This is a genomic window from Carnobacterium alterfunditum DSM 5972 (genome assembly GCF_000744115.1).
Classification (GTDB): domain Bacteria; phylum Bacillota; class Bacilli; order Lactobacillales; family Carnobacteriaceae; genus Carnobacterium_B; species Carnobacterium_B alterfunditum.
Genome location: NZ_JQLG01000004.1, coordinates 1,628,060 through 1,650,691 on the forward strand (window position 1 = coordinate 1,628,060; position 22,632 = coordinate 1,650,691).

17 protein-coding genes and 1 other annotated feature are annotated in these 22,632 nt (G+C 35.7%); of the genes, 12 read left to right on the forward strand and 5 right to left on the reverse strand.

All coding sequences use genetic code 11. From position 1 onward, the window contains the following. Window positions 1-39 precede the first annotated feature (39 nt). From BR50_RS08210 to BR50_RS08230, 5 genes are all read left to right on the forward strand, one after another. Window positions 40-4,032, forward strand: coding sequence for a LysM peptidoglycan-binding domain-containing protein (locus BR50_RS08210; protein WP_034547739.1), 3,993 nt, complete (start codon window positions 40-42; stop codon window positions 4,030-4,032). Window positions 4,033-4,142: 110 nt separating this feature from the next. Further along, entirely contained in the window at window positions 4,143-4,472 is a 330-nt protein-coding gene (locus BR50_RS08215) for a heavy metal-binding domain-containing protein (RefSeq protein ID WP_034547740.1), read from the forward strand. An 87-nt stretch (window positions 4,473-4,559) separates the two neighbouring features. Next, window positions 4,560-4,805: a binding site (T-box leader), on the forward strand. A gap of 67 nt (window positions 4,806-4,872) precedes the next feature. Then, on the forward strand, window positions 4,873-7,290 hold the full coding sequence (gene leuS, locus BR50_RS08220) for a leucine--tRNA ligase (protein ID WP_034547741.1): 2,418 nt from the start codon (window positions 4,873-4,875) through the stop codon (window positions 7,288-7,290). 214 nt (window positions 7,291-7,504) lie between these two features. Then, window positions 7,505-9,184 carry a putative polysaccharide biosynthesis protein gene (locus BR50_RS08225; protein ID WP_051905771.1) on the forward strand — a complete coding sequence of 560 codons (1,680 nt, stop codon included), beginning with the start codon at window positions 7,505-7,507 and terminating at the stop codon, window positions 9,182-9,184. A gap of 71 nt (window positions 9,185-9,255) precedes the next feature. Beyond that, entirely contained in the window at window positions 9,256-9,972 is a 717-nt protein-coding gene (locus tag BR50_RS08230) for a pseudouridine synthase (protein WP_034547742.1), read from the forward strand. Window positions 9,973-10,029: 57 nt separating this feature from the next. Here the strand turns inward: BR50_RS08230 and BR50_RS08235 are convergent, their stop codons facing one another. After that, complete coding sequence (locus BR50_RS08235) at window positions 10,030-10,536, reverse strand: hypothetical protein (protein ID WP_034547743.1); 507 nt, start codon at window positions 10,534-10,536, stop codon at window positions 10,030-10,032. A gap of 153 nt (window positions 10,537-10,689) precedes the next feature. Continuing rightward, entirely contained in the window at window positions 10,690-11,526 is an 837-nt protein-coding gene (locus BR50_RS08240) for an NAD(P)H-hydrate dehydratase (RefSeq protein WP_034547744.1), read from the reverse strand. A gap of 187 nt (window positions 11,527-11,713) precedes the next feature. On the opposite strand from BR50_RS08240, the gene pepV reads away from it, so the two are divergent. Both pepV and BR50_RS08250 read left to right on the forward strand, forming a co-directional pair. Further along, window positions 11,714-13,114: a dipeptidase PepV gene (pepV, locus tag BR50_RS08245; RefSeq protein WP_034547745.1), complete on the forward strand. Its 1,401-nt coding sequence runs from the start codon at window positions 11,714-11,716 to the stop codon at window positions 13,112-13,114. Between the two features lie 549 nt (window positions 13,115-13,663). Further along, entirely contained in the window at window positions 13,664-13,897 is a 234-nt protein-coding gene (locus tag BR50_RS08250) for an SHOCT domain-containing protein (protein ID WP_034547747.1), read from the forward strand. Between the two features lie 86 nt (window positions 13,898-13,983). On the opposite strand, the gene BR50_RS08255 is transcribed toward BR50_RS08250, so the two are convergent. From BR50_RS08255 to BR50_RS08265, 3 genes are read right to left on the reverse strand one after another with little or no spacing between them, the layout of a single operon-like run. After that, on the reverse strand, window positions 13,984-15,378 hold the full coding sequence (locus tag BR50_RS08255) for a sensor histidine kinase (protein WP_034547748.1): 1,395 nt from the start codon (window positions 15,376-15,378) through the stop codon (window positions 13,984-13,986). After that, entirely contained in the window at window positions 15,362-16,063 is a 702-nt protein-coding gene (locus BR50_RS08260) for a response regulator transcription factor (RefSeq protein ID WP_034547750.1), read from the reverse strand. The genes BR50_RS08255 and BR50_RS08260 overlap by 17 nt, the downstream gene beginning before the upstream one ends. 43 nt (window positions 16,064-16,106) lie before the next feature. Beyond that, a complete protein-coding gene (locus BR50_RS08265; protein ID WP_245792763.1) occupies window positions 16,107-17,624 on the reverse strand; it encodes a multicopper oxidase family protein in 1,518 nt (505 codons plus the stop codon). A 295-nt stretch (window positions 17,625-17,919) separates the two neighbouring features. Between BR50_RS08265 and BR50_RS08270 the strand changes: the two genes are divergently transcribed. The 5 genes from BR50_RS08270 to BR50_RS08290 all read left to right on the forward strand — a co-directional run bounded on the left by BR50_RS08270 (window position 17,920) and on the right by BR50_RS08290 (window position 22,525). After that, window positions 17,920-18,705 (forward strand): SDR family oxidoreductase, encoded by a 786-nt coding sequence (locus BR50_RS08270; protein ID WP_034547754.1) that lies wholly within the window; start codon window positions 17,920-17,922, stop codon window positions 18,703-18,705. A gap of 89 nt (window positions 18,706-18,794) precedes the next feature. Then, window positions 18,795-19,802 carry a glycosyltransferase family 2 protein gene (locus tag BR50_RS08275; protein WP_034547756.1) on the forward strand — a complete coding sequence of 336 codons (1,008 nt, stop codon included), beginning with the start codon at window positions 18,795-18,797 and terminating at the stop codon, window positions 19,800-19,802. A gap of 112 nt (window positions 19,803-19,914) precedes the next feature. Beyond that, window positions 19,915-20,628: a DUF975 family protein gene (locus tag BR50_RS08280; RefSeq protein WP_034547757.1), complete on the forward strand. Its 714-nt coding sequence runs from the start codon at window positions 19,915-19,917 to the stop codon at window positions 20,626-20,628. A 200-nt stretch (window positions 20,629-20,828) separates the two neighbouring features. Further along, entirely contained in the window at window positions 20,829-21,398 is a 570-nt protein-coding gene (locus BR50_RS08285; protein WP_034547759.1) for a DsbA family protein, read from the forward strand. A gap of 326 nt (window positions 21,399-21,724) precedes the next feature. Next, the gene (locus BR50_RS08290) at window positions 21,725-22,525 is read left to right on the forward strand and encodes a formate/nitrite transporter family protein (protein WP_034547761.1); all 801 of its coding nucleotides are present in this window, start codon (window positions 21,725-21,727) and stop codon (window positions 22,523-22,525) included. The last annotated feature ends 107 nt before the right edge of the window (window positions 22,526-22,632 follow it).

The following is a 22,632-nucleotide window of genomic DNA, read 5'->3' on the forward strand; positions in this document are numbered from 1 at the left end:
CTAAAAGATACTAAAGAAAAAAATATGGGGGTACTCACTTTGGAAAAAACAAGAAAAGAAAGAATTTCAGCTGAAAAAAATAAAAAAAGTTTTGATCAATTAAGAAACTCTAATGGAATGATCAAAAAAGGCACAGCTGTTTTTAGTACAACTTTGTTAGTGAGCTTACTGGCGTTTCCAACCTTCTCTGTTTCAGCTAGTGCAAATGAATTAGCAGGAACCAGCATCAAAGAAATGGAAAAAGCTATCAAAGAAGACAACATCATAAAAGAAAATGAAGAAGGATCAGAAGTAACAGATAGCAGTAATTACATAACAGAAGATGGTTTAATCGAGAAAGAACAAAAAATTAATGAACTTAAAGCACTCATTTCACCTGAAATTTTTGAATCTTTAGAATTTGAAAAATTATCAGATGAAGAAATCGACGAGTTACTTTTAATTGCTCTAGAAAATAGCACGGAAGGAACAGAAGGAACAGAAGGAACAGCAATACCAGTAGTTAGCAAGTCAACGGATAAGCTAAGTACTGCTATTCCTGGAGAAACAATGATAACTGATGAAGCAATGACAGGACCAGAAGTTGCAGGAGAAACAAATGAACTTAGTGCTTCAGAAAAAGAATTAGTAGAAGAAAAAACTGAAGTAACAAGTGAAACAACCCAAGTAGAAGAATCAGATACAGGCGAAGCATCAAATGAAACAGGAAGTATCGTTCTAAAAGCAGCATTAGTTATCGAAAATGATAAACAAGTTGCTGAATCGGTTGAATTAGCTGATCAAGAAGTCCCTGATGAAGTAGAAATCAATACTTCAGAAAAAGCGGAAACAGCAGAGCTTGTTGAGACGGTTGTTGAAGTTGAAGAACCAGCAGCGGAACCAGTGGTGAAATCTGTAGTAAATCCAGTCGTAGAACCAGTAGTTGAAAAAGAAGCAGTCGTTGCTACGACAACTAAGACTGAACCAGCAGAAACAACAGCAACAGAAGCGGCCAAAGTAGAAGCAGCCAAAGCAGAAGCAGCCAAAGTAGAAGCAGCCAAAATAGAAGCAGCCAAAGCAGAAGCAACAAAAGCAGCGGCAACACCGACAGCTAAAACATATACGGTGAAATCTGGTGACACTTTAAATAAAATTAGCAGTGCTAATGGTGTAACGGTAACGCAACTGAAAACATGGAATAAACTGTCTTCAAATCTAATCTTAGTAGGCCAAGTTTTAGCTTTAAATGAAGCAGTGGCTAAAACAGTGACTGTAACAACTCCAGTTAAAACAAATGAAGCAATTGCAGATGCAACAACACCAGCTGGATTCGTTAATGCTATTACATCTTATGCAAAACAAGTTGCAGCTAATAATGACTTGTATGCTTCTGTTATGATCGCTCAAGCAGCTTTAGAAAGTGGATATGGTACTAGTAAACTGTCAACTAGTCCAAACTACAATTTATTTGGTATAAAAGGAAGTTATAACGGAAATACAGTCACGATGTATACTTCTGAATGGAGCTCTTCAACCGGCTGGATTTATATCCCGCAAAACTTTAAAAAATATCCTTCTTATGCTGAATCGTTGCAAGATAATGCTAACTTATTGAAGAGAGGTACTTCATGGGATAATGGATATTATGCAGGTGCATGGGTCAGCAATTCCGATAGCGCTTATGAAGCCACTGCTTGGTTACAAGGGCGTTATGCAACTGATCCGACGTATGCTTCTAAATTAAATAGTATTATAAATTCATATAATTTAACACAATATGATACAAAATCTTCAGGAGCTATAAATCAGACTACTCCAGTATCAAATGATAATAATAATGTCTCAGTGCCAAGTACAGGAACAACAAGCAGCACGTCATACGCTGTAAAATCAGGTGATACATTAACGGCTATCGGCGCAAAATACGGCGTATCTGTAGCGAACTTAAAAACATGGAACAACTTGACGTCAGATACGATCTACGTGAACCAAACGTTGACGATCAAAGGTGGAACAACATCCGTTGGCACAACAACACCAACAACAAATACAGGAACAACAAGCAGCACGTCATACGCTGTGAAATCAGGTGATACATTAACGGCTATCGGCGCAAAATATGGCGTATCTGTAGCGAACTTAAAAACATGGAACAACTTGACGTCAGATACGATCTACGTGAACCAGGCGTTGACAATCAAAGGCGGAACAACATCCGTTGGCACAACAACACCAACAACAAATACAGGAACAACAAGCAGCACGTCATACGCTGTAAAATCAGGTGATACATTAACGGCTATCGGCGCAAAATATGGCGTATCTGTGGCGAACTTAAAAACATGGAACAACTTGACGTCAGATACGATCTACGTGAACCAAACATTGACGATCAAAGGCGGAACAACATCCGGTGATACAACAGCACCAACAACAAATACAGGAACAACAAGCAGCACGTCATACGCTGTAAAATCAGGTGATACATTAACGGCTATCGGCGCAAAATACGGTGTATCTGTAGCGAACTTAAAAACATGGAACAACTTGACATCAGATACGATCTACGTGAACCAGGCGTTGACAATCAAAGGCGGAACAACATCCGTTGGCACAACAACACCAACAACAAATACAGGCACAACAAGCAGCACGTCATACGCTGTAAAATCAGGTGATACATTAACGGCTATCGGCGCAAAATACGGCGTATCTGTAGCGAACTTAAAAACATGGAACAACTTGACGTCAGATACGATCTACGTGAACCAGGCGTTGACAATCAAAGGCGGAACAACATCCGTTGGCACAACAGCACCAACAACAAGTACAGGCACTGCAAGCAGCACGTCATACGCTGTAAAATCAGGCGATACATTAACGGCTATCAGCGCAAAATACGGTGTATCTATAGCGAACTTGAAAACATGGAACAACTTGACGTCAGATACGATCTACGTGAACCAAACGTTGATGATCAAGGGTGGAACAACGGTTGGCACAACAGCACCAACGCCGACACTGACACCGACACCAACAACAAGCACTACAAGCAGCACGTCATACGCTGTAAAATCAGGTGATACATTATCGGCTATCAGCGCAAAATACGGCGTATCTGTAGCGAACTTAAAAACATGGAACAGCTTGACGTCAGACACGATATACGTGAACCAAGCGTTGACGATCAAAGGCGGAACAATAACTGTTGTTACAACAGCACCGACACCAACACCAGCACCAACAACAAGCACTACAAGCAGCACATCATACGCTGTAAAATCAGGCGATACATTATCGGCTATCAGCGTAAAATACGGTGTATCTGTAGCGGACTTAAAAACATGGAACAGCTTGACATCTGATACGATATACGTGAACCAAGCGTTGACGATCAAAGGCGGAACAATAACTGTTGGTACAACAGCACCGACACCAACGCCAGCACCAGCACCAACAACAAGCACTACAAGCAGCACATCATACGCTGTAAAATCAGGCGATACATTATCGGCTATCAGCGCAAAATATGGTGTATCTGTAGAGGACTTAAAAACATGGAACAACTTGACATCTGATACGATCTACGTGAATCAAGCGTTGACGATCAAAGGCGGAACAACACCCGTTGGCGCAACAACAGCACCAACACCGACATCAACACCCGTTGTCACAACGGCACCAACGCCGACACCGATATCAATAACAAGTATAAGCACTACAAGCAGCACATCATACGCTGTAAAATCAGGCGATACATTATCGGCTATCGGTGCAAAATACGGTGTATCCGTAGCGAGTTTGAAAATAGCTAATAACTTAACATCAGATACAATCTATGTAGGTCAAAAGTTAATTATAAAGACAACTAATACTGTTCCTAATGCAACCATAACAACAATTGCGACTAATTCAAATGTGCATGTTGTTGTAAGTGGAGATTCTTTATGGGATATCGCCCAAAAATATAGTATGTCTGTTTCAGAGTTAAAAGCAGCAAATTATTTAAAATCAGATGTTATATTTGTCGGTCAATCTTTGATTATCAAATAATGATAACGGAGACTCGCCAAAATTGTGGGTCTCTGTTTTTGTTCTTCGATTAAAATATTTTCTTATTGAAAAATCATTTTTAAGGGCAGATAAAAAGAGGAGTGGAAACTATGATCGTTACTACTACGGAATCTATTGAAAATTTTGGAATATCATCTTATGAAGGAATTGTGTTTGGGGAAGTCATTTCTGGGATCAATTTAGTTAAAGATAACGATGCTGGGCTGCTAAATAAAATTGACGAGCGTTATCAAAAATATGAGAATATATTGTCAGATTCTCGTGGCGTAGTATTAGAAGAAATGAAACTTAAGGCTGCAGAATTAGGTGCAGATGCTATTGTCGGAGTTAAAATGGATTATGAAACACTAGGGTCAGATAATGGGATGATTATTGTAACTTGTAGTGGAACAGCTGTAAAGGTGAAAACTTTTATGTGATTTTAAACATAAAAGAATAGTCAGGAATGGGCGGTTTGCTTTTCTTATTGCTCAAGAGGTAATTATTTGTTAGAATAAAACCAATAGAAAAAAACAGTGAAAAGGAATAGTAGAAATGATTTTTTTTTAAGAGAGTGCATGGATGGTGAAAATGCATAAAAAAAACTTTCGAACTCGCCTATAGAGTTGCTTTGTTGAAATAAAAGTAGACAAAGACGTGTTGCCCGCGTTAAGGGTATAAGAAGTCTACAATTATTTATTTTTTAAAAAAATAAATAATTGTAGAAAATATAGGTGGTACCGCGAATAATAAATTGTTTAATCGCCCTATGGATACAGATAGTAATCTGTATTCATAGGGCGATTTTTATTTTGAATAAGATATGAAAGAGGGATAAATATGAGCTTTAACCATAAAATGATTGAAAAAAAATGGCAAAATTATTGGGCTTCCAATAAAACATTCCGTACAACAGAAAATGCTGAAAAGAAAAATTTCTATGCGTTAGATATGTTTCCTTATCCATCAGGACAAGGATTACATGTAGGACATCCAGAAGGATATACTGCGACCGATATCGTTTCTCGTTTGAAAAGAGCTCAAGGATTCAATGTATTGCATCCAATGGGGTGGGATGCATTTGGATTGCCAGCTGAACAATACGCACTGGATACTGGAAATGACCCAGCTGAATTCACTGCCCATAATATTGAAACATTCCGCCGTCAAATAAACTCATTAGGATTTAGCTATGATTGGGAATGTGAAATAAATACTACTGATCCTGACTATTATAAATGGACACAATGGATTTTCATCAAACTTTATGAAAAAGGGTTAGCTTATGAAGCTGAAGTGGCTGTGAACTGGTGTCCTGAATTAGGAACAGTATTGGCTAATGAAGAAGTTATCGATGGGAAAAGTGAACGTGGAGGACATCCAGTCTACCGCAAACCAATGAAACAATGGATGTTGAAAATCACAGCATACGCTGATCGTTTGTTAGAAGATCTAGATTTAGTCGATTGGCCTGAAAGTATCAAAGACATGCAACGCAACTGGATCGGAAAATCGATTGGTGCAAATGTAGTTTTTGCTGTTAAAGGGACAGATTATAAATTTACCGTCTTTACAACTCGTCCAGATACATTATTTGGCGCATCTTATAGCGTATTGGCTCCAGAATTAGATTTAGTTAAACAAATTACTACTCCAGAACAAGAAGCAGAAGTTCAAGCGTATATTGAAAAGATCAGCTTGAAGAGCGATTTGGATCGGACAGATCTGAATAAAAATAAAACTGGTGTATTCACTGGTGCCTACGCAGTCAATCCAGTAAATGGCAAAGAAATACCAATTTGGATTGCCGATTACGTATTAGCTTCATATGGAACAGGAGCTATAATGGCCGTTCCAGCTCATGATGAACGTGATTACGAATTTGCTGAAACTTTCGATTTAGAGATTCTTCCAGTTCTTGAAGGCGGCGATGTAGCTAAGGCAGCATTCACTGATGATGGTCTGCACATCAACTCCGGCTTTTTGAATGGTCTTGGAAAAGAAGAAGCCATCAATAAAATGAATGAGTGGCTGGAAGAAAATGAAGCAGGTAAAAAAGAAACGACTTATCGTTTACGTGATTGGCTATTCGCTCGTCAACGTTATTGGGGTGAGCCAATTCCAGTTATCCATTGGGAAGATGGCACTTCAACAACTTTAGCGGAGTCTGAGTTGCCGTTGATATTGCCAAAAACAGATGAAATCAAACCTAGTGGAACAGGTGAATCTCCATTAGCAAATATCACTGAATGGGTAAATGTAGTAGATCCTGAAACTGGAATGAAGGGACATCGTGATACAAATACAATGCCGCAATGGGCAGGAAGTTCTTGGTATTTCTTACGATTTATCGACCCTAATAATACAGAAATGTTAGCTGATCCTGAAAAACTGAAACAATGGTTGCCAGTCGATATTTATATTGGCGGAGCTGAACATGCTGTACTTCATCTGTTGTATGCTCGTTTCTGGCATAAATTCCTGTACGATATTGGAGTTGTCCCAACGAAAGAACCATTCCAAAAATTGTACAATCAAGGAATGATTCTAGGCGAAAATAATGAGAAAATGTCTAAATCAAAAGGAAATGTCGTTAATCCTGACGATGTTGTCGAAAAATTTGGAGCAGATACATTGCGTGTATACGAAATGTTCATGGGTCCATTAGATGCTTCGATTGCGTGGAATGAAAATGGATTAGAAGGAAGCCGTAAATTTCTGGATCGGGTATGGCGCTTGATCATGGATGAAGACGGGAAAGTCCGTGACCGTATCACAACGATCAATGATGGATCTCTCGATGTGGTTTATCATCAGACAGTTAAAAAAGTTACAGAAGATTTTGAACAATTGCGTTTCAATACGGCAATTTCTCAAATGATGGTCTTCGTAAATGAGGCATACAAAGCAAAAACGTTATCTGTAAATTATATAAAAGCTTTTGTCCAATTGCTTGCACCAATTGCTCCACACATGGGAGAAGAATTGTGGTCTAATCTGACAAAGAGTGATGAAGGCATTTCGTATGTTGCTTGGCCGTTGTATGATGAAAAATTCTTAGTTGAAGATGAGATTGAAGTCGTTTTCCAAGTGAATGGAAAATTAAGAGCAAAAACTCAAACCTCAAAAGAAATCTCTAAAGCAGATCTAGAACTATTAGCTATGAGTAATGAAAAAATCAAAGAATCTATTGAAGGGAAAACAATCCGTAAAGTTATTGTTGTTCCTGGAAAATTGGTAAATATAGTAGCAAATTAAATGGGATTTTAACTTATATTGCTAAGAGAAACAGGCGTATAAGTAGAAAAGAGATAAGACGTCTGTCTTGTCTCTTTTCTACTTGTATATCCTAAGCAGATTTTAAATTTTCTTTAAAATTACATTTTAGACGTTCACTAAGCATTGCAACCCTCTTGTTTAAGAAGTAAAATAGAATCTTGTATACAAAAGTATGAGAGTAGGTATTTGAGTCATGTCAAAAGAAACGATCAGTGATAATAAATTAAAACAACCATTAGAAGAAATGAGCTCCAAAGACAAAATGATCAACGGATCAGCTTGGATGACGGGTGGAAGTATTTTATCCAGATTATTAGGAGCCCTTTACATTATTCCTTGGATGGCCTGGATGGGAAATCAAAGTATAGCAGAATCTGCGAATGCCCTTTACACGATTGGGTACACACCTTATGCATTATTTTTAAATATTGCAACAGCCGGTGTTCCATCAGCAATTGCCAAGCAAGTTTCTTACTATAATAGCTTGAATGAGTACGAAATAAGTCGCAACATTTATAAAAAAGGATTGCAAATCATGGCAGTTACAGGTATTGTGTCAGCGTTGATCATGTATGTTGCAGCACCATTTATAGCAGCAAGCAGTCCAAATGTATCGGTTGATAATGCAACTCAAGTTATCCGTTCGCTGAGTTGGGCATTGCTGATCATTCCTTGCATGAGTGTGACTCGCGGGTACATTCAGGGACACCATATTATGAAGTACTCAGCTATTTCACAGTTTATTGAACAACTAGCTCGGGTTATCTTTATGCTTGCTGCTGTTTACTTGATTCGTCAGGTATGGAATGGTTCAGTTGTAAATGCTGTTGCAGCTTCAACGTTCGCAGCTGTTATTGGAGCTGTGTTTAGTATTGGGTATTTATTCTACATTATCTGGCGCAAAAAACCAGAATTGGATGAACGCGCAGCCCAGAGTTTGAATAAAATAACTATCTCTACAAATGAAATTTTCAAATCTATTATCCGTACAGCTATTCCATTCATTATTATTGGTTCAGGTATTACGCTTTTTCAAATGATCGATCAATTTACGTTCCAACAAATTATGACGCAAGTTTCTAATTTATCGCCAAAACAAATCGTAAATCATTACGGAGTGGCTTCAGGTAACGTCAATAAACTGATCATGATCGTTATTTCTTTTGGAGGGTCAATGGCAATTACAGCTGTGCCACTTATTTCTGAGTTGATAGCAAAAAATGATTTGAAAAAAATTGCTCATCAAATCAGTGATAGTTTACAATTGTTTTCTTTTATCATGTTGCCTGCTTCAATTGGAATGATGATCGTAGCTGAACCTTTATATACGGTTTTCTATGGCCAGAGTGATCTTGGAACAACGGCATTACAAGTTGCTTCCTTTATGAGTTTATTTTTAGGATTATTTGTCCTTATGGGATCAACTATGCAAGCGGCGAATCAAACAAGATCTGCACTCTGGGCGCTAGTAATTGGGTTAGTTGTAAAACTAGCAACTCAATACCCAATGTTGGCATGGGCAGGTACTAATGGAATGTTCATTTCTAATATATTTGGTTTTGGTGTCACAGTCTTATTAATGTTGTGGAAAATGTACAAGGTTACGCGTTTTGATATGGGCTTGATTTTAAGACGTGTTTTATTGATGCTGATCCTTACTTTAGCGATGGCTATTGTGACGTTTGCAGTTAAAGAACTGCTTTACTTAATGATGGATTCAGAGAATAGCAGGACCAGCGCACTTTTGGTTATGGCTATTTCAGCAGGATCAGGTGGCATTGTTTATATGTATGGCTCTTTAAAAACCCGGTTAGCAGATCGTTTATTAGGAGCACGGGTTACAGGTTTAAGAACCAAACTACACATTAAATAAAAAAACTAGTTGAGACCCAAAAGGCTTCAACTAGTTTTTTACTTAAATGGTTAAAGAATGGAGCAAAGTAAATGCGATTAGATAAATTATTGGCCAATATGGGCTTTGGAACAAGAAAAACAGTAAAAGGTGTATTAAAATCAAAAGTGGTAACTGTAAATGGACTTATTGAAAAAGAGGGTAAAACGCAAGTGGATCCAGAGAAAGATACGATCATCGTTTCGGGTGAAGAGATTGAATACCATGAATTCGTGTATTTTATGCTGCACAAACCGCAAGGAGTCGTGAGCGCAACAACAGACAATGTTCATAAAACGGTAATTGATCTTTTAGAGCCGCAAGACCAATTGCGTGACCCGTTTCCAGTGGGAAGGTTAGATAAGGATACAGAGGGCTTATTGATTTTAACCAATGATGGAACTTTAGCGCATAACTTGCTTTCACCGAAGAAGCATGTGGATAAATGTTATGAAGCGATCATTGAGGGTATAGTAGAGGAAAAAGATATTCAAGAATTTGCGAGCGGCATAACGTTGGATGACGGTTTTAATTGCCAATCAGCTCATTTAGAAATCATATCAATAGATTTTGAGAAAGAACAGTCCATTATTCGAGTCACGATACATGAAGGAAAATTTCATCAAGTAAAGCGTATGTTTGAAGCAGTAGATAAGTCTGTTAGTTATTTGAAACGATTGTCTATGGGAAATGTGCAACTAGATGAAACATTAGAATTAGGGGATTACAGACAACTAACAAAAGCAGAATTGGATTCATTAACTGATTAATGAAGAAAAAACCAGGGAATCGAGACGGTGATCTCAATTCCTTGGTTTTTAAATTTCTTAATAAAAATCGGTTCTATCAGGCGACTCTGTAGGAGGAAAATCGTCTTCGATCTCTAAGTCCCCATCTGTATTGATATCTGTGATCAAATCTTCATCGTCGTAATCTAGATGTTGGGTCCTAATAGAACGTTTTTGGTTTCTACCTATGGATGAACTAAGAGGATCATCTTCGGCTGCGAGATCCGGAGCAGTCAGATTAATCCCTGCAGCATCGTCGGAAGGGGGACGTTCGTCTACAAGAATAAGGGTACTCCCTTTTTCAATTGCTTTTTTGTAATCAACTAAAATTTCTTCATCAGGGATTACTGAATGCAGCTCCTCTTTTTTTGATACAGAGGATAAAATGACTATCGCTACGTTAGTTTGGCTTTGTATGGTTTTTTTTGTATTAGGATTAGTTACTAAGGTAATAGACTCTTTTGAGTAGCCTTCAGTCAATAACTGATCGATTTTTTGTAAAGCTGTTGCTTCAGATCGATAACTTCCAATAATACGTTTTGCCATATATACCACTCCTCAATTAGTTTAACGGTTTTATTATAATTGAGTATACTTGGAAAAAAAAGAGATTACAATTAATACGGTACAGATGGCGTATCCTATAAAAAAAAGGAAAGAGGGCTAGTGAATAGACCCGTCTTTCCCTTTAATAGTAGATCAAAAAATAAACATAGTAGAAAATTCCTTCATCTCAGTAGGAATCCTTTCGATAATTTGAGATGGGAGAACAACATATTGCTTTTTAGCTAAATCGTCACCAATCTTACTGTGTAGGAAGACAGCAGTGATGATAGCAGAACGATTATTCTTAAATTGAGCACTAAATCCAGCAATCATACCTGCTAATGTATCTCCCATCCCGCCAGTTGCCATTGCGGGATTTCCATGAGTATTCTTCCAAACTTCATCTAAAAAATAAATTTCTGTTCGGGATTGTTTCAAAACGACCGCTGCCTTTAATTCTTTTCTAGCTTGAATGTTTAAGGTCTCATTTTGTTCAGTCGGCTTTAAGTGAGAGAGCTTTCGCCACTCACCTAAGTGAGGTGTATAAGTTGTTATAGCAACTGGTGTCTTCAAGTTATTTTTAGCCATTAAAGTTATCGCACTGCCATCAATGATCAAGCGTTGTTCTTTAGTGACGGTCTTTAAAACGGATTTTAGAATGGCTAATGATTCAGAAGAAAGACCTAATCCAGGACCAATGACAATGACGGTCGCTGTTGAAAGTTTTTTAAGCAAGCAATCTTCGTTATACATATCAAAAACCATCGCTTCTGGAAGCCGAGCATGCAAAGCTGTATGATTTACTTTAGCTGTTGCAACGGTAACCAACCCAGCACCACTGTAAACCGCTGCACTAGCGGTAAGAATGATGGCCCCGCCCATATCTTCATTTCCACCTATAACAAGCACACGACCATAATCAGCTTTATAACTATCTTTATTTCTTTTTGGAATCATGCCATGAATGGCTTCTGGATTTATTTCTTTCACTTAAGACCCTCCCGATAACGACTAAAATTTTTGTAGTGATTCCAATTGATTATAGAACTAATTGTTAGTTTTTGCACGAATCTTTTTCTAAGGTGCAGACAGCAAAAAAATAGGACTAGGCGTTGGTCTTGGAAAGAAAAAGTGATATGATAGATATGTTGATAAAATATTAAGGAGTGTTGAATAGATGGCAATTGATTGGAAGAAAGAAGCTGCTGCTCGAAAAGAAGATTTTTTAGCAGACTTAATAGAATTACTTAAAATAAACAGTGTACGCGATAATAGCAAAGCTACAGCTGATGCTCCAGTAGGACCTGGACCAAAAGCAGCTTTAGAAAGTTTTTTAGCTTTAGGTGAACGAGATGGATTTGTGACTAAAAATGTAGGAAACTTAGCTGGACATATTGAATACGGTGACGGTGATGAAACAATGGGCGTTTTTGCTCATGTTGATGTTGTACCTGTTGGAACAGGCTGGGAAACTGACCCATTTAGCCCAGTGATCAAAGATGGCCGTATATATGCTCGAGGCTCTAGTGATGATAAAGGTCCTGGTGTAGCTGCTTATTACGCTTTGAAAATGATCAAAGACCTGGAATTGCCAGTTTCTAAAAAAGTTCGTTTTATTATTGGAACAGATGAAGAAAGCGGCTGGATGTGTATGGACCATTATTTAGCGAATGAACCAACTCCAGACTTTGGTTTTTCACCAGATGCAGAATTCCCAATTATTAATGGTGAAAAAGGAAATCTTACTATTTATATAAATACAAAAGGGAATAATAAAGGCGGAAAAAATGAATTGTTGAGTTTTGATGCTGGTATGCGTGAAAACATGGTTCCGCAAGATGCTACGGCTGTATTTACAAGTGAAGAAGCTGACCAAATCGAAAAAGACTTTTACGATTTTATTGAAGTTTCTCCAATTACTGGGACAATAAAAGTAGAAGGTACTAAAGTCACGATTGAAGTAGGAGGAAAAGCTGCTCACGGTATGGCACCACATTTAGGCGTAAATGCTGGTACTTATTTAGCCGCATTTTTAAATCGTCATTCGTTTGGCGGAGATGTTAAAAATTACTTGCAATTAACAGCTGAATATTTACATGAAGACACTAAAGCTGAAAAATTGGGATTGAATCACATCGATGAAGTTATGGGAGACTTAACAATGAATTTAGGAATATTCACATTCACTCCTGAAAAGGGCGGATTGATTGCAGTGAATATCCGTTTTCCTAAAGGTGTATCCCCTGAAGGAATTGAAATTAAAATGGAACATAAACTAGCTGGTTTTGGTGTAACGTTAAGCCGTGGTAGAGAACAAATGCCGCATTATGTATCTGCTGAAGATCCATTAGTCAAAACATTATTAGATGTTTACCAAAGACAAACTGGATTAGAAGCTCACGAAAAAACGATTGGCGGCGGTACTTACGGACGCTTATTAGAACGTGGAGTAGCTTTTGGAGCTATGTTCCCTAATAGTATCGACACCATGCACCAAGACAATGAATTTATGGCTATTGATGACTTGATGAATGCAATGAGTATTTACGCAGAAGCTATCTACGAATTGATCAAATAGTCACTACGATAAATCGACCTTGATCCTTCTTAATCGATAATGTTTGACCATGATAGAATTAAAAAGGGATCGAAAATAAAAGTTATCCGGAGAATATATGGAAAAAGCATGAATAATCTGCTTTTTTTCAAAAATACTCTAGGTAACTTTTTATTTTTAAATCAGTCAGTAAATACAAGTGCCAAAATTATGAGTTGAAATAGATAGATGGTTTACTAATATACTGTGATTTTTCGGTTCGTTTTTTAACACAAGTGTAGAAGCTGTATAAGAATGAAATTTAGTCCAACTACATAAAATCCACACATTTAAGGTGTACAGTAATAAAGTAAGAAGCCAAATGATCAGAAGTTATTTACTATGGTCTTTGATAAGCCTGATTGATTGAATACATCAATGAACAAATGAACAGTAATGGTAATTAGTAATCAGGTCATGTTTGTATGAGTTATCATAGAGCCTGTTAGTATTTGTTTTTTCAATAGTATGCTAGACTGAAAAGAGCTTAGATTTAATGAAGAAATCTGATAAGAAAAAGGAGGAACAGTCATGTTTGAATGTTTTAATTTTTTTAGTAGAGGCGGAATGGGATCTATGATATATATAGGCTTTTTTTGGATTCTATTATTAGTTGTAGTAGTTTTTCTAGGCGCAAAATTATTCTTCAATCAACAAAATAAAGGTAACGATAGAGAAACACCCTTGGAAGTTCTTCAAAAAGAATATGCAAAAGGAAATATTTCTGAAGAAGAATACTTGGAACGAAAGAAACATCTACAATAAAGGTAAACATTGATGTAGGACTATTTAGTACCTACACAAAAAGCGTTACACTTTTCAGATAAAGTGTAACGCTTTTTGTATGGGCACTATTTTGTGATAGGAAGACTAATGGTAAATATAGAACCTTTCCCTTTATCACTTTTAACCGTTATGGTTCCCTTATGGGCCTTAATAATGGTTTTTACGATCGATAGACCAATTCCTTGACCGCCTAGAAGACTATTTCTTGAAAAGTCAGACATATAAAATCTCTCAAAAATATGATTGATTTCTTTTGGGGAAATGCCTTCTCCAGTATCGGTTACACTTAATAAAGCTTGGTTTTTTTCTTGACTGATTTTTAGTGTTATTTTCCCCTCAGAAGGTGTGAATTTAATTGCATTTGATAAAAGATTGGTAATGACCTGACTTATTTTATCCTTATCAGCATTAATGAATAGAGAACCACCATCTAATGAATAATGAATGTTTTTCTTAGCAAAAAGAGCTTCAAAATTAGAAAAAATAGTTTCTGCAAGAACATATAGATCGAAAGATGATTTGTTTAACATATCCTGGTGACTTTCAATCTCATTGATTTTATCAATACTTCCTATAAGGCGAGTGATGCGATTCACTTCATCATAACTGCTTTGAAGTCGTTCATCGGTTACTTCCCATATGCCATCTATCATAGCTTCCAGATTTCCTTTTAAAGTTGTCAAAGGGGTTCTGATTTCATGAGCGATATCAGAAGATAATTGATTTCTGATATTTTGCTGATTTTCAAGTTGAATAGAGAGATCATTTACGGATACAATTAGTTCATCTATTTCCTTGATATCTGTTTTTTCAGGAGACGAACTTGTGTAATTTCCTTTAGCGATTTCTCTTGTAAAGTCTTTCACGCTCACTATTGGCCGACTTATTTTTTTGGCAAACAAAACAGCGAAAAAGAAAGAAAGAACTAACGCTGCAATTGCCGCTATGATAAGATTATTTTTCATATCTGCAATAAATAAAGCATCATGTTCTGTATAAGCTGTGGGTCCCGTATAACTGATAAGAACTTCTCCAATTTTTTGTTCACCATTAAATAAAGGAACCGTTTTTTCTATAGGGGTATTTTCCATCGCTCCCATCATGTTCCCCATATTCGGAGCATTTCCCTGCATGTTTTGTTTAGTTCCCATCATATCTGAAGATGTAGGACTCCAGAGTAAATTTTTTTCATTGTCATATACTTTCAAGATAATCGAATTATGCAATGACTCTAAGCCGATGGGATCAAAAGCAGCAGTAGTTGGCCATTCCCCATTTTCTTCGTAAAGTCTTTCTAAACCAGTGGTATATTCTATTAAATCAGACTCTTGTCTCTCAGCAACATATTTTGCAAAGTGATTATCCATTAGACTTAGTGTCATCACACTAAATGCGCCAATTATAATGAAAGAAATAGAAACAAAAGAAAATATAAACTGCCATTTAATTGTACGATTCATCTTTTCTCCCACCAAATCGATAACCCATGCCATAAACCGTCAATATAAAATAAGGCTGTCGTGTATTATCTTCAATTTTCTGGCGCAAGTTTTTGATATGAGAATCAATAATACGATCGAGAACATCAAATTCAAGTCCCTTCACACTTTCTAATAATTGTTCTCTAGAAAATACTTGCTTTGGATGAGAAGTTAGTAGTGCTAGTATTTCAAATTCAGTAGGTGTTAATATAATTTCCTGTTGATTTTTAAAAACCTGTTTGTTTTCAGGATAAATTACCAACATTCCTTTATCAAATGACCACTTAGTTTCGGTTACAATAGGAGAAGCTGAGCGACGTAGAACAGTTTCTACACGTGCCACTAACTCTTTGGGGCTGAAAGGTTTAACTATATAGTCATCAGCACCCATTTGTAAGCCGGTTAAAATATCTTTTTCTGTTGACTTAGCAGTCAGCAAAATAATAGGAACATCAGATGTTTTTCGTATGTTTTGGCAAATGACTGCTCCAGATATATCAGGCAGCATAAGATCCAACACGATTAAATTCGGTTGTACCAACTCAAATTTTTCCATCGCTTCTGTTCCGTTGGAAGCTCGGAATACTTGGAACTTTTTTACATTGAGGTAAGCTTCTACAATATCCAATATCTTGGGTTCATCATCTACAATTAATATTTTCAAATTTTCCTGCCTCCATTGTTCACTCTGTAATTCTTTATGACTATTATTCTACAATTATTTGTCCCATCATTCCATTGTCTTCATGCTCAAGAATATGACAATGGTACATAAAAATGCCTTCTTTTGAAAACTCAACTTCGATACGGACAGTTTCCCCCGGATATAATGCAATCGTATCTTTCCATCCTTGTTCATTTAGAGGTGGAATTTCCCCATTCCGGTCTAATACTTTGAACTGAACACCATGCAAATGAAAGGGGTGTATCATTCCACTCATCATAGCATTTAAATTAGTTATTTCCCATATTTCTGTGATTCCTTTTTTTGCCCGCAGATTTATCCGATTCATATCAAACTGTTTCCCATCGATAGCGACCATATTCCCCATCCCACTGAAGGTCATTTCTTTATCTGGAACAGAAACATTATCAAAATTAGTTGATATGTCATTCAAAGTTTTAGGTAATGGTATACCGTCAGGATCTATTTCTTCCACAATCTTTATGGAAAGGACTTCAGCATTTCCGTCCATTAACTGTAGCGTATCTCCATTTTTATAATCACTCAGATCTATTGCAATTTCGGCTCTTTCACCAGGAACTAACTGAAGGGTATCCATTTGTATGGGTTCATTTAGAAACCCTCCATCAGAGGCTATTTGAGAAAAAAATTCTTCATTCGATAATTTGAACTGATAATTGCGCGCATTTGAACCATTGACAAGACGTAACCTTATTTGTTCGTTTTTTACCTCTATATAAGGGCTTATGGTTCCGTTCACTAATAAGGTGTCTCCTTGAGTACCATTTATATTTCGGATATCTTCATAATTAAATTGATTGTTTTCGTCAAAGAAGCGATCTTGAATAATGATTGGAAAATCATTTACGCCATAATCTTTTGGAAGATCCAATGCATCAGAATTTTCATCTTCGATATAAATTAATCCAGCTAATCCATTATAGACCTGTTCACCAGTAAGACCTTCAGGATGGGGATGAAACCACAAAGTAGCAGCTTCTTGCATCACTGTAAAATCAACAGTTGCTGTTCCATCAGGCTGAATGGGACTGTGTGGGCCACCGTCAACATTGGAGGGTATTTTTAAACCATGCCAATGAAAAGAAGTATTTTCATTTAATTTATTGATGGTAGTAAGATGGACATTTTGACCTTTACGGATACGTAAAATAGGACCGAGATAGGAACCATTATACCCATATGTTTCTGTTAAAGGCCCATCTTTGAATGCTGTTGTTCCTGATTGGGTCGTTAGTGTATAAAAAATATCTGTTGAGGTTTCTTGGTCACTTTCCAAAAGAGGCGGCAGCTTGAGTTTATTCTGTGTCTGAGAATCATTGATAATGTCAGCTGTATTATTTGATCTCATCTGACCATTTCCCATCATAGGATTTGTATCAGTATTGAACATTCCTGTTCTGTCCTCGTTATTGGTCAAGAGACGATTTGTTTTGTTGAAGTTTAGCAATAAAGTAATGGATACAACAATTAATAAAAGCAAAGAAAATAGGAATAGTGTAATGAGTGTATTCTTTTTCACTATAATTCCCCCTTAATTAGCTATATGTAATAGTATAATGTGAATTTATGGAGAAACGATGGAGAAGAAATTAAAATTATAACTATCATAATGAATAAGATAAGATCTGCTCCATCTATTAGTATACGTTGTGAAAACCTTTTCATTGGTGTTGAAAGTATACCACCCCCATTAATTAGAAGAAAGAAAGAGGCTTTTAAAGAATACTTCAAGGTAAAAGTTTACATTTGTGTTAAGTTATGAAAAAATGAAATAAGATGAAAAGACAATGAATGAATTAAAGGAGGCGTTTTTAGTGGATCTAAATTTGGCAGGTAAAACAGCATTAGTGATGGCTTCAAGTCAAGGATTAGGCAAAGCAGTAGCAACTGAATTGGTAAGAGAAGGAACAAATGTGATGATTTCTAGCCGGAATACTGAGAAATTAAGAAAAGTTCAAGAAGAATTAAACGCAATTGGAAAAGGGAAAGTCTCTTTCTACCCTGCTGATATTACAAAAAAAGAAGATATTCAACAACTCGTAAAAGAAACGAAAAGAGTATTCGGTTCCATCGACATCCTTATCAATAACGCTGGTGGACCACCAACGGGTTCTTTTGAAGAATTTTCAGATGAAGATTGGGAAAATTCTTTTCAACTGAATTTATTGAGTTATATTCGCGCTATTCGTGAAGTTTTACCAGATTTAAAAGAGAACGGTGGAAAAATCATTAATATTGCCTCTTCATCGATCAAACAACCGATTTCAGGGTTGATATTATCGAATACATTTCGTCTTGGTGTTTTGGGTCTTAGCAAAACGTTAGCAGAGGAGTTAGGACCTTACAATATTTTAGTGAATACTGTTGCACCAGGACGAATTGCAACTGATAGGATCGCGATGTTAGATGAAATAATAGCCAAAAAACAGAATGTTTCTAAGGAAGAAATAGCAAAAAAAACACAAGAATCAATTCCACTTGGTCGCTATGGAACGCCAGAGGAATTTGCAAAATTTGTTGTTTTTCTAGTTTCAGATGTAAATTCCTATGTTACAGGATCGGCTTTGATGATTGACGGTGGAAGTGTCAAAGCAATTTAATGATGATGTTAATTCTCTAGGTGGGTAACAAAGCTTGAAGAATAACCTAGCAAAAAAAAGTGGTTTAAAGTATTCAAGGAGGAAAGAATATGTTGCTAAGTGTCATTATGCCTGTATATAATACAAGCGCAACTTTAGGAGATGCAGTTAAAAGCGTTTTACAACAACAATATAGCGACTTTGAACTCATCTTGATCAATGATGGTTCTTCAGATAGTTCACCGGAAATTTGTGATTTATTAGCAAAAACGGATGAGCGTATTAAAGTTGTCCATCAAGAAAATAAAGGATTATCGGCCGCTAGAAATCAAGGGATAAAATCGGCTTCTGGTGAATTCTATGCGTTTATCGATAGCGATGATCGATTTGATAAAGAGGCTTTTTTGAATTTCTATAAAGAAAAAATTCAACACCCAGATATGACCATGTATGTAATGAATTTTGATAAAGTATACGGTGGTATCAGTGTCCCTAAAAAACGCAGTAAGGATAAAATTATTATTGAGCCGAAAGAACTAATTAAATTGATATTCAGTTTCTCAGGAGTAGCTTTTTATACGTGGAATAAAATCTATCACCATAGTTTATTTCATGAAGTTTCTTTTCCAGAAGGAAAAATTTTTGAAGATATTGTGACGACTTATAAACTTGCTAAAATATCTAGCAAGACAATTGTGACGACTACTGTTGGTTATCATTATATCAGAAGATCAAACACTATTGTCAGTAGCACTTTTTCACCAAAATATTATGATATTCTAACTGAGACTGAACAATTATATGCTTTAATAAAAAAAGATTTTCCTGAATTAAAACATGAAGGCCTGCAAAAGCTGATAGAGAGTATCAATTCTGTGGGCTATAAATTAAGTCAAGCTCCTGAATCTATAGATACCGAAGTTTTTGGAGAGAGACTTCAACAAGATATCCAGCGCTATCAAGAAGAAATCGATAGCGATAAAAAAATACCATTGTATTTTAAAATAGGATTAAAATTACTGCAAAGTGATATCAGTTCTTATAAAGACTATTATAAAACTAACTTAAAAAAATTCATTATGGGAAAACAATCGAAAACGGAAGATAAGTCTTTATAAGAGACTAACATTGGGTTGTGCTTTTTAATTAACATTCCATAATAAATTTATTTTAGCTCTAAACACTATACGATATAGATTCTAAATTTTCTATACGAGGAGACCATAAGAAATGAAAAACTATAAAACGAGTAGAGAATTAAAATACGATACGAAAAAATTGCTTAAAGGAAGATGGAAAGATGCTATTTTATTAAATTTTATTCCAACAGTAATTCTGATAGTTATTACATTAGTATTTGCAGCGTTCATAATTGCATTAGTTCTTTATTCGGATACTGAATTTGGCAGTTGGGTAAATAGTTCTATGATGTCTGATGATGGAAATGGAAATGGAACAAGTAATGTCGGTAGTGCAATGCTATCAACACTTTTTACAGTAGGTATATCATTTACATTTTTAGATTGTTTCAGAAATCCTAGTATGAAGATCCACCCAATAAAAGATGGACTACAAGTATTTTCTAAAAAGTATTTTCTTAGAGTATTGCTTATCTATGTTATATCCACTATCTTTATCACGTTATGGAGCCTATTATTTATTATTCCAGGAATCATTAAATCATATGCTTATTCACAAGCATATTTAATTTATAAAGATCGTTCTAAGCAATTATCAAATGAAAAAATTTCTTCGCTAGACTGTATTACGGAAAGTAAAAACTTGATGAAGGGTCATAAATGGCGCCTTTTTGTATTGGATCTAAGTTTTATAGGTTGGGGGATATTATCCGTTTTATCTTTAGGTATAGGGTTAATATGGTTACTTCCTTATCAAAATGCAACAAAAGTCGCTTTCTACGAAGATTTGATCAAAAATAATTAAATATGAGTTGACGGAATAAAAGGGATGAGATAAAAACTCATATCCCTTTTATTTTTTTAGATGAATAAAATAACTGGAAGGTTAAAAAATGAAGCTCTCGAATTTCATATTAAAACAGTATTGAGCAAATTATTTTTTGTGAAACTTATTTACTGTTATGATAGAAACATAAGATGGTATGGAATTGAGGGGAATTATTTATGGTAGAAAGTACTAAGCAAGTTGAATTGTTCTTATTTGTTAATCCAATCAGTCTTGCTTCATTGAAGATGGAAGAAGAAGCATTTAAGTTTATTGACACCTATAAAAAAAATGCACAAATAACTATTTTTACTTATCACAATATCTATACACTCTATAGTTATATGATAAAAAATCAATTAGCGCCTGAAAGTACCGCTTTATGGAACAAGCTTCATAATGATAGTTACCATCTATCGCTAGCCTTTATTGCAGCTACTATACAGGGTAAAAAGAAGGGTAGAAAATTTTTAATGAACATTCAACGTAAGATGTTGAAGCAAAAAGAACCATTGTCAAAATCGCTATTACTTGATTCGGCAAAAAAGGCAAATTTAGATATTGATATGTTTCTATCAGATCTCCATTCTCCTTTTGTTCAAAAACTTTTTCTATCTGATCAAAAAGTTTCAAAATCTTTAGGAATAATAGGAACACCATCGTGCTTGCTAGTAACAACTGGCGAAGAAAAGAAGACGACGCTGATAGAAAATTTTGTTACCGCAGAAGACTTGTATCAAATGATTTAAATAAAAGTACGTAAAAAGAATAAAAAATGATACTTAGATATATTTCACCCAAAAAATTAGAGAAAATGAACCACTTTGTAAACAATAGGTTAGAAATTTTGGTTGTTTCTAATATCTGTTGTTTGGAGAGTGTATCAAATAATCTAGTGTTTAGGGTGTTTTTTTATGGCTAAATCTAGCGACAGTTGAATTTATCAGTGAATAGATTTTGACCTTTATAAAAAAAAAAAAAATGAAAACGTATTTCTTCCCAAAAATGTTTTTCAATGAAGTATAATGGTAATATTGTTAAAAAGATAACAAATTAAAAAGGTGGTAGGAAAGTAATGGAAACACAAAATACAGGTTTAATGTACAATATTGAAAAAAGTGTTATGAAAAAGCAAAGCTTATATGATAATAGTAAGTCACGTTATTTTGTTCGTGCGATGTTAGCTTGTTTATTCTTAACATTAGGAACAGCAGTTGCGGTTATGATCGGACAATCAGGCGAAGAGATCGCCCCCGGATTAGGAAAAATGCTTTACGCATTTATGTTTAGTTGGTCGCTAGTTATGATTATTTATATGAATGCAGAATTAGGCACATCAAATATGATGTATATGACAATTGCAATGCAAAGAAAGTGGTTGAAACCTAAAAAAGCTTTAGCAATCTTATTTTATTGTGTGTTATTCAACTTAATCGGCGGAATTATTGCAAGTTTAGTTATATCTTTCACCTATAAGTTTCACGCATTGCCAAGCGACCATTTTCTGTTTACTGCGGTAGCCGGAAAATTAGCTAAAACGCCTGTACAAGTCTTTTCAGAAGGTATTTTTGCAAATATTATTGTTAATACAGCCGTTTATTGTACGATACGAATGAAAGATGATGCTGGTAAAATTATTGCGATGATCTTCATCATTTTCATTTTTGCTTATCTAGGCTTTGAACACGTTATTGCCAATTTTTCTTCATTTTCATTAGCCTTTTTTGCTTCTGGCGGAACAGTCCCTGGTATGACGTTTAGTGCTGTAACGGTAAACTTGATCGTGGCTTTCCTAGGGAATTATGTTGGAGGAGCATTAATGATTGGAATGCTGTACTCATGGTTAAATAAAAATCAAACAGATTACGTGGATTAAATAAATCGATTGTATGAAAAAAGAGACTGGGATATATATCCCAGTCTCTTTTTTCATACAATCGATTATAGTCAATTAAAATTTTTTCTTCGTATCGAACTTTACTT

Excerpts from the sequence above, each read along its gene's own strand:
- BR50_RS08290 (WP_034547761.1), top strand. The coding sequence starts at position 21,725 with ATGGAAACACAAAATACAGGTTTAATGTACAATATTGAAAAAAGTGTT.
- BR50_RS08250 (WP_034547747.1), top strand. The coding sequence starts at position 13,664 with ATGTTTGAATGTTTTAATTTTTTTAGTAGAGGCGGAATGGGATCTATG.
- leuS (WP_034547741.1), top strand. The coding sequence starts at position 4,873 with ATGAGCTTTAACCATAAAATGATTGAAAAAAAATGGCAAAATTATTGG.
- BR50_RS08255 (WP_034547748.1), bottom strand. The coding sequence starts at position 15,378 with ATGAATCGTACAATTAAATGGCAGTTTATATTTTCTTTTGTTTCTATT.
- BR50_RS08215 (WP_034547740.1), top strand. The coding sequence starts at position 4,143 with ATGATCGTTACTACTACGGAATCTATTGAAAATTTTGGAATATCATCT.
- BR50_RS08275 (WP_034547756.1), top strand. The coding sequence starts at position 18,795 with ATGTTGCTAAGTGTCATTATGCCTGTATATAATACAAGCGCAACTTTA.
- pepV (WP_034547745.1), top strand. The coding sequence starts at position 11,714 with ATGGCAATTGATTGGAAGAAAGAAGCTGCTGCTCGAAAAGAAGATTTT.
- BR50_RS08285 (WP_034547759.1), top strand. The coding sequence starts at position 20,829 with ATGGTAGAAAGTACTAAGCAAGTTGAATTGTTCTTATTTGTTAATCCA.
- BR50_RS08235 (WP_034547743.1), bottom strand. The coding sequence starts at position 10,536 with ATGGCAAAACGTATTATTGGAAGTTATCGATCTGAAGCAACAGCTTTA.
- BR50_RS08280 (WP_034547757.1), top strand. The coding sequence starts at position 19,915 with ATGAAAAACTATAAAACGAGTAGAGAATTAAAATACGATACGAAAAAA.
- BR50_RS08225 (WP_051905771.1), top strand. The coding sequence starts at position 7,505 with ATGTCAAAAGAAACGATCAGTGATAATAAATTAAAACAACCATTAGAA.
- BR50_RS08230 (WP_034547742.1), top strand. The coding sequence starts at position 9,256 with ATGCGATTAGATAAATTATTGGCCAATATGGGCTTTGGAACAAGAAAA.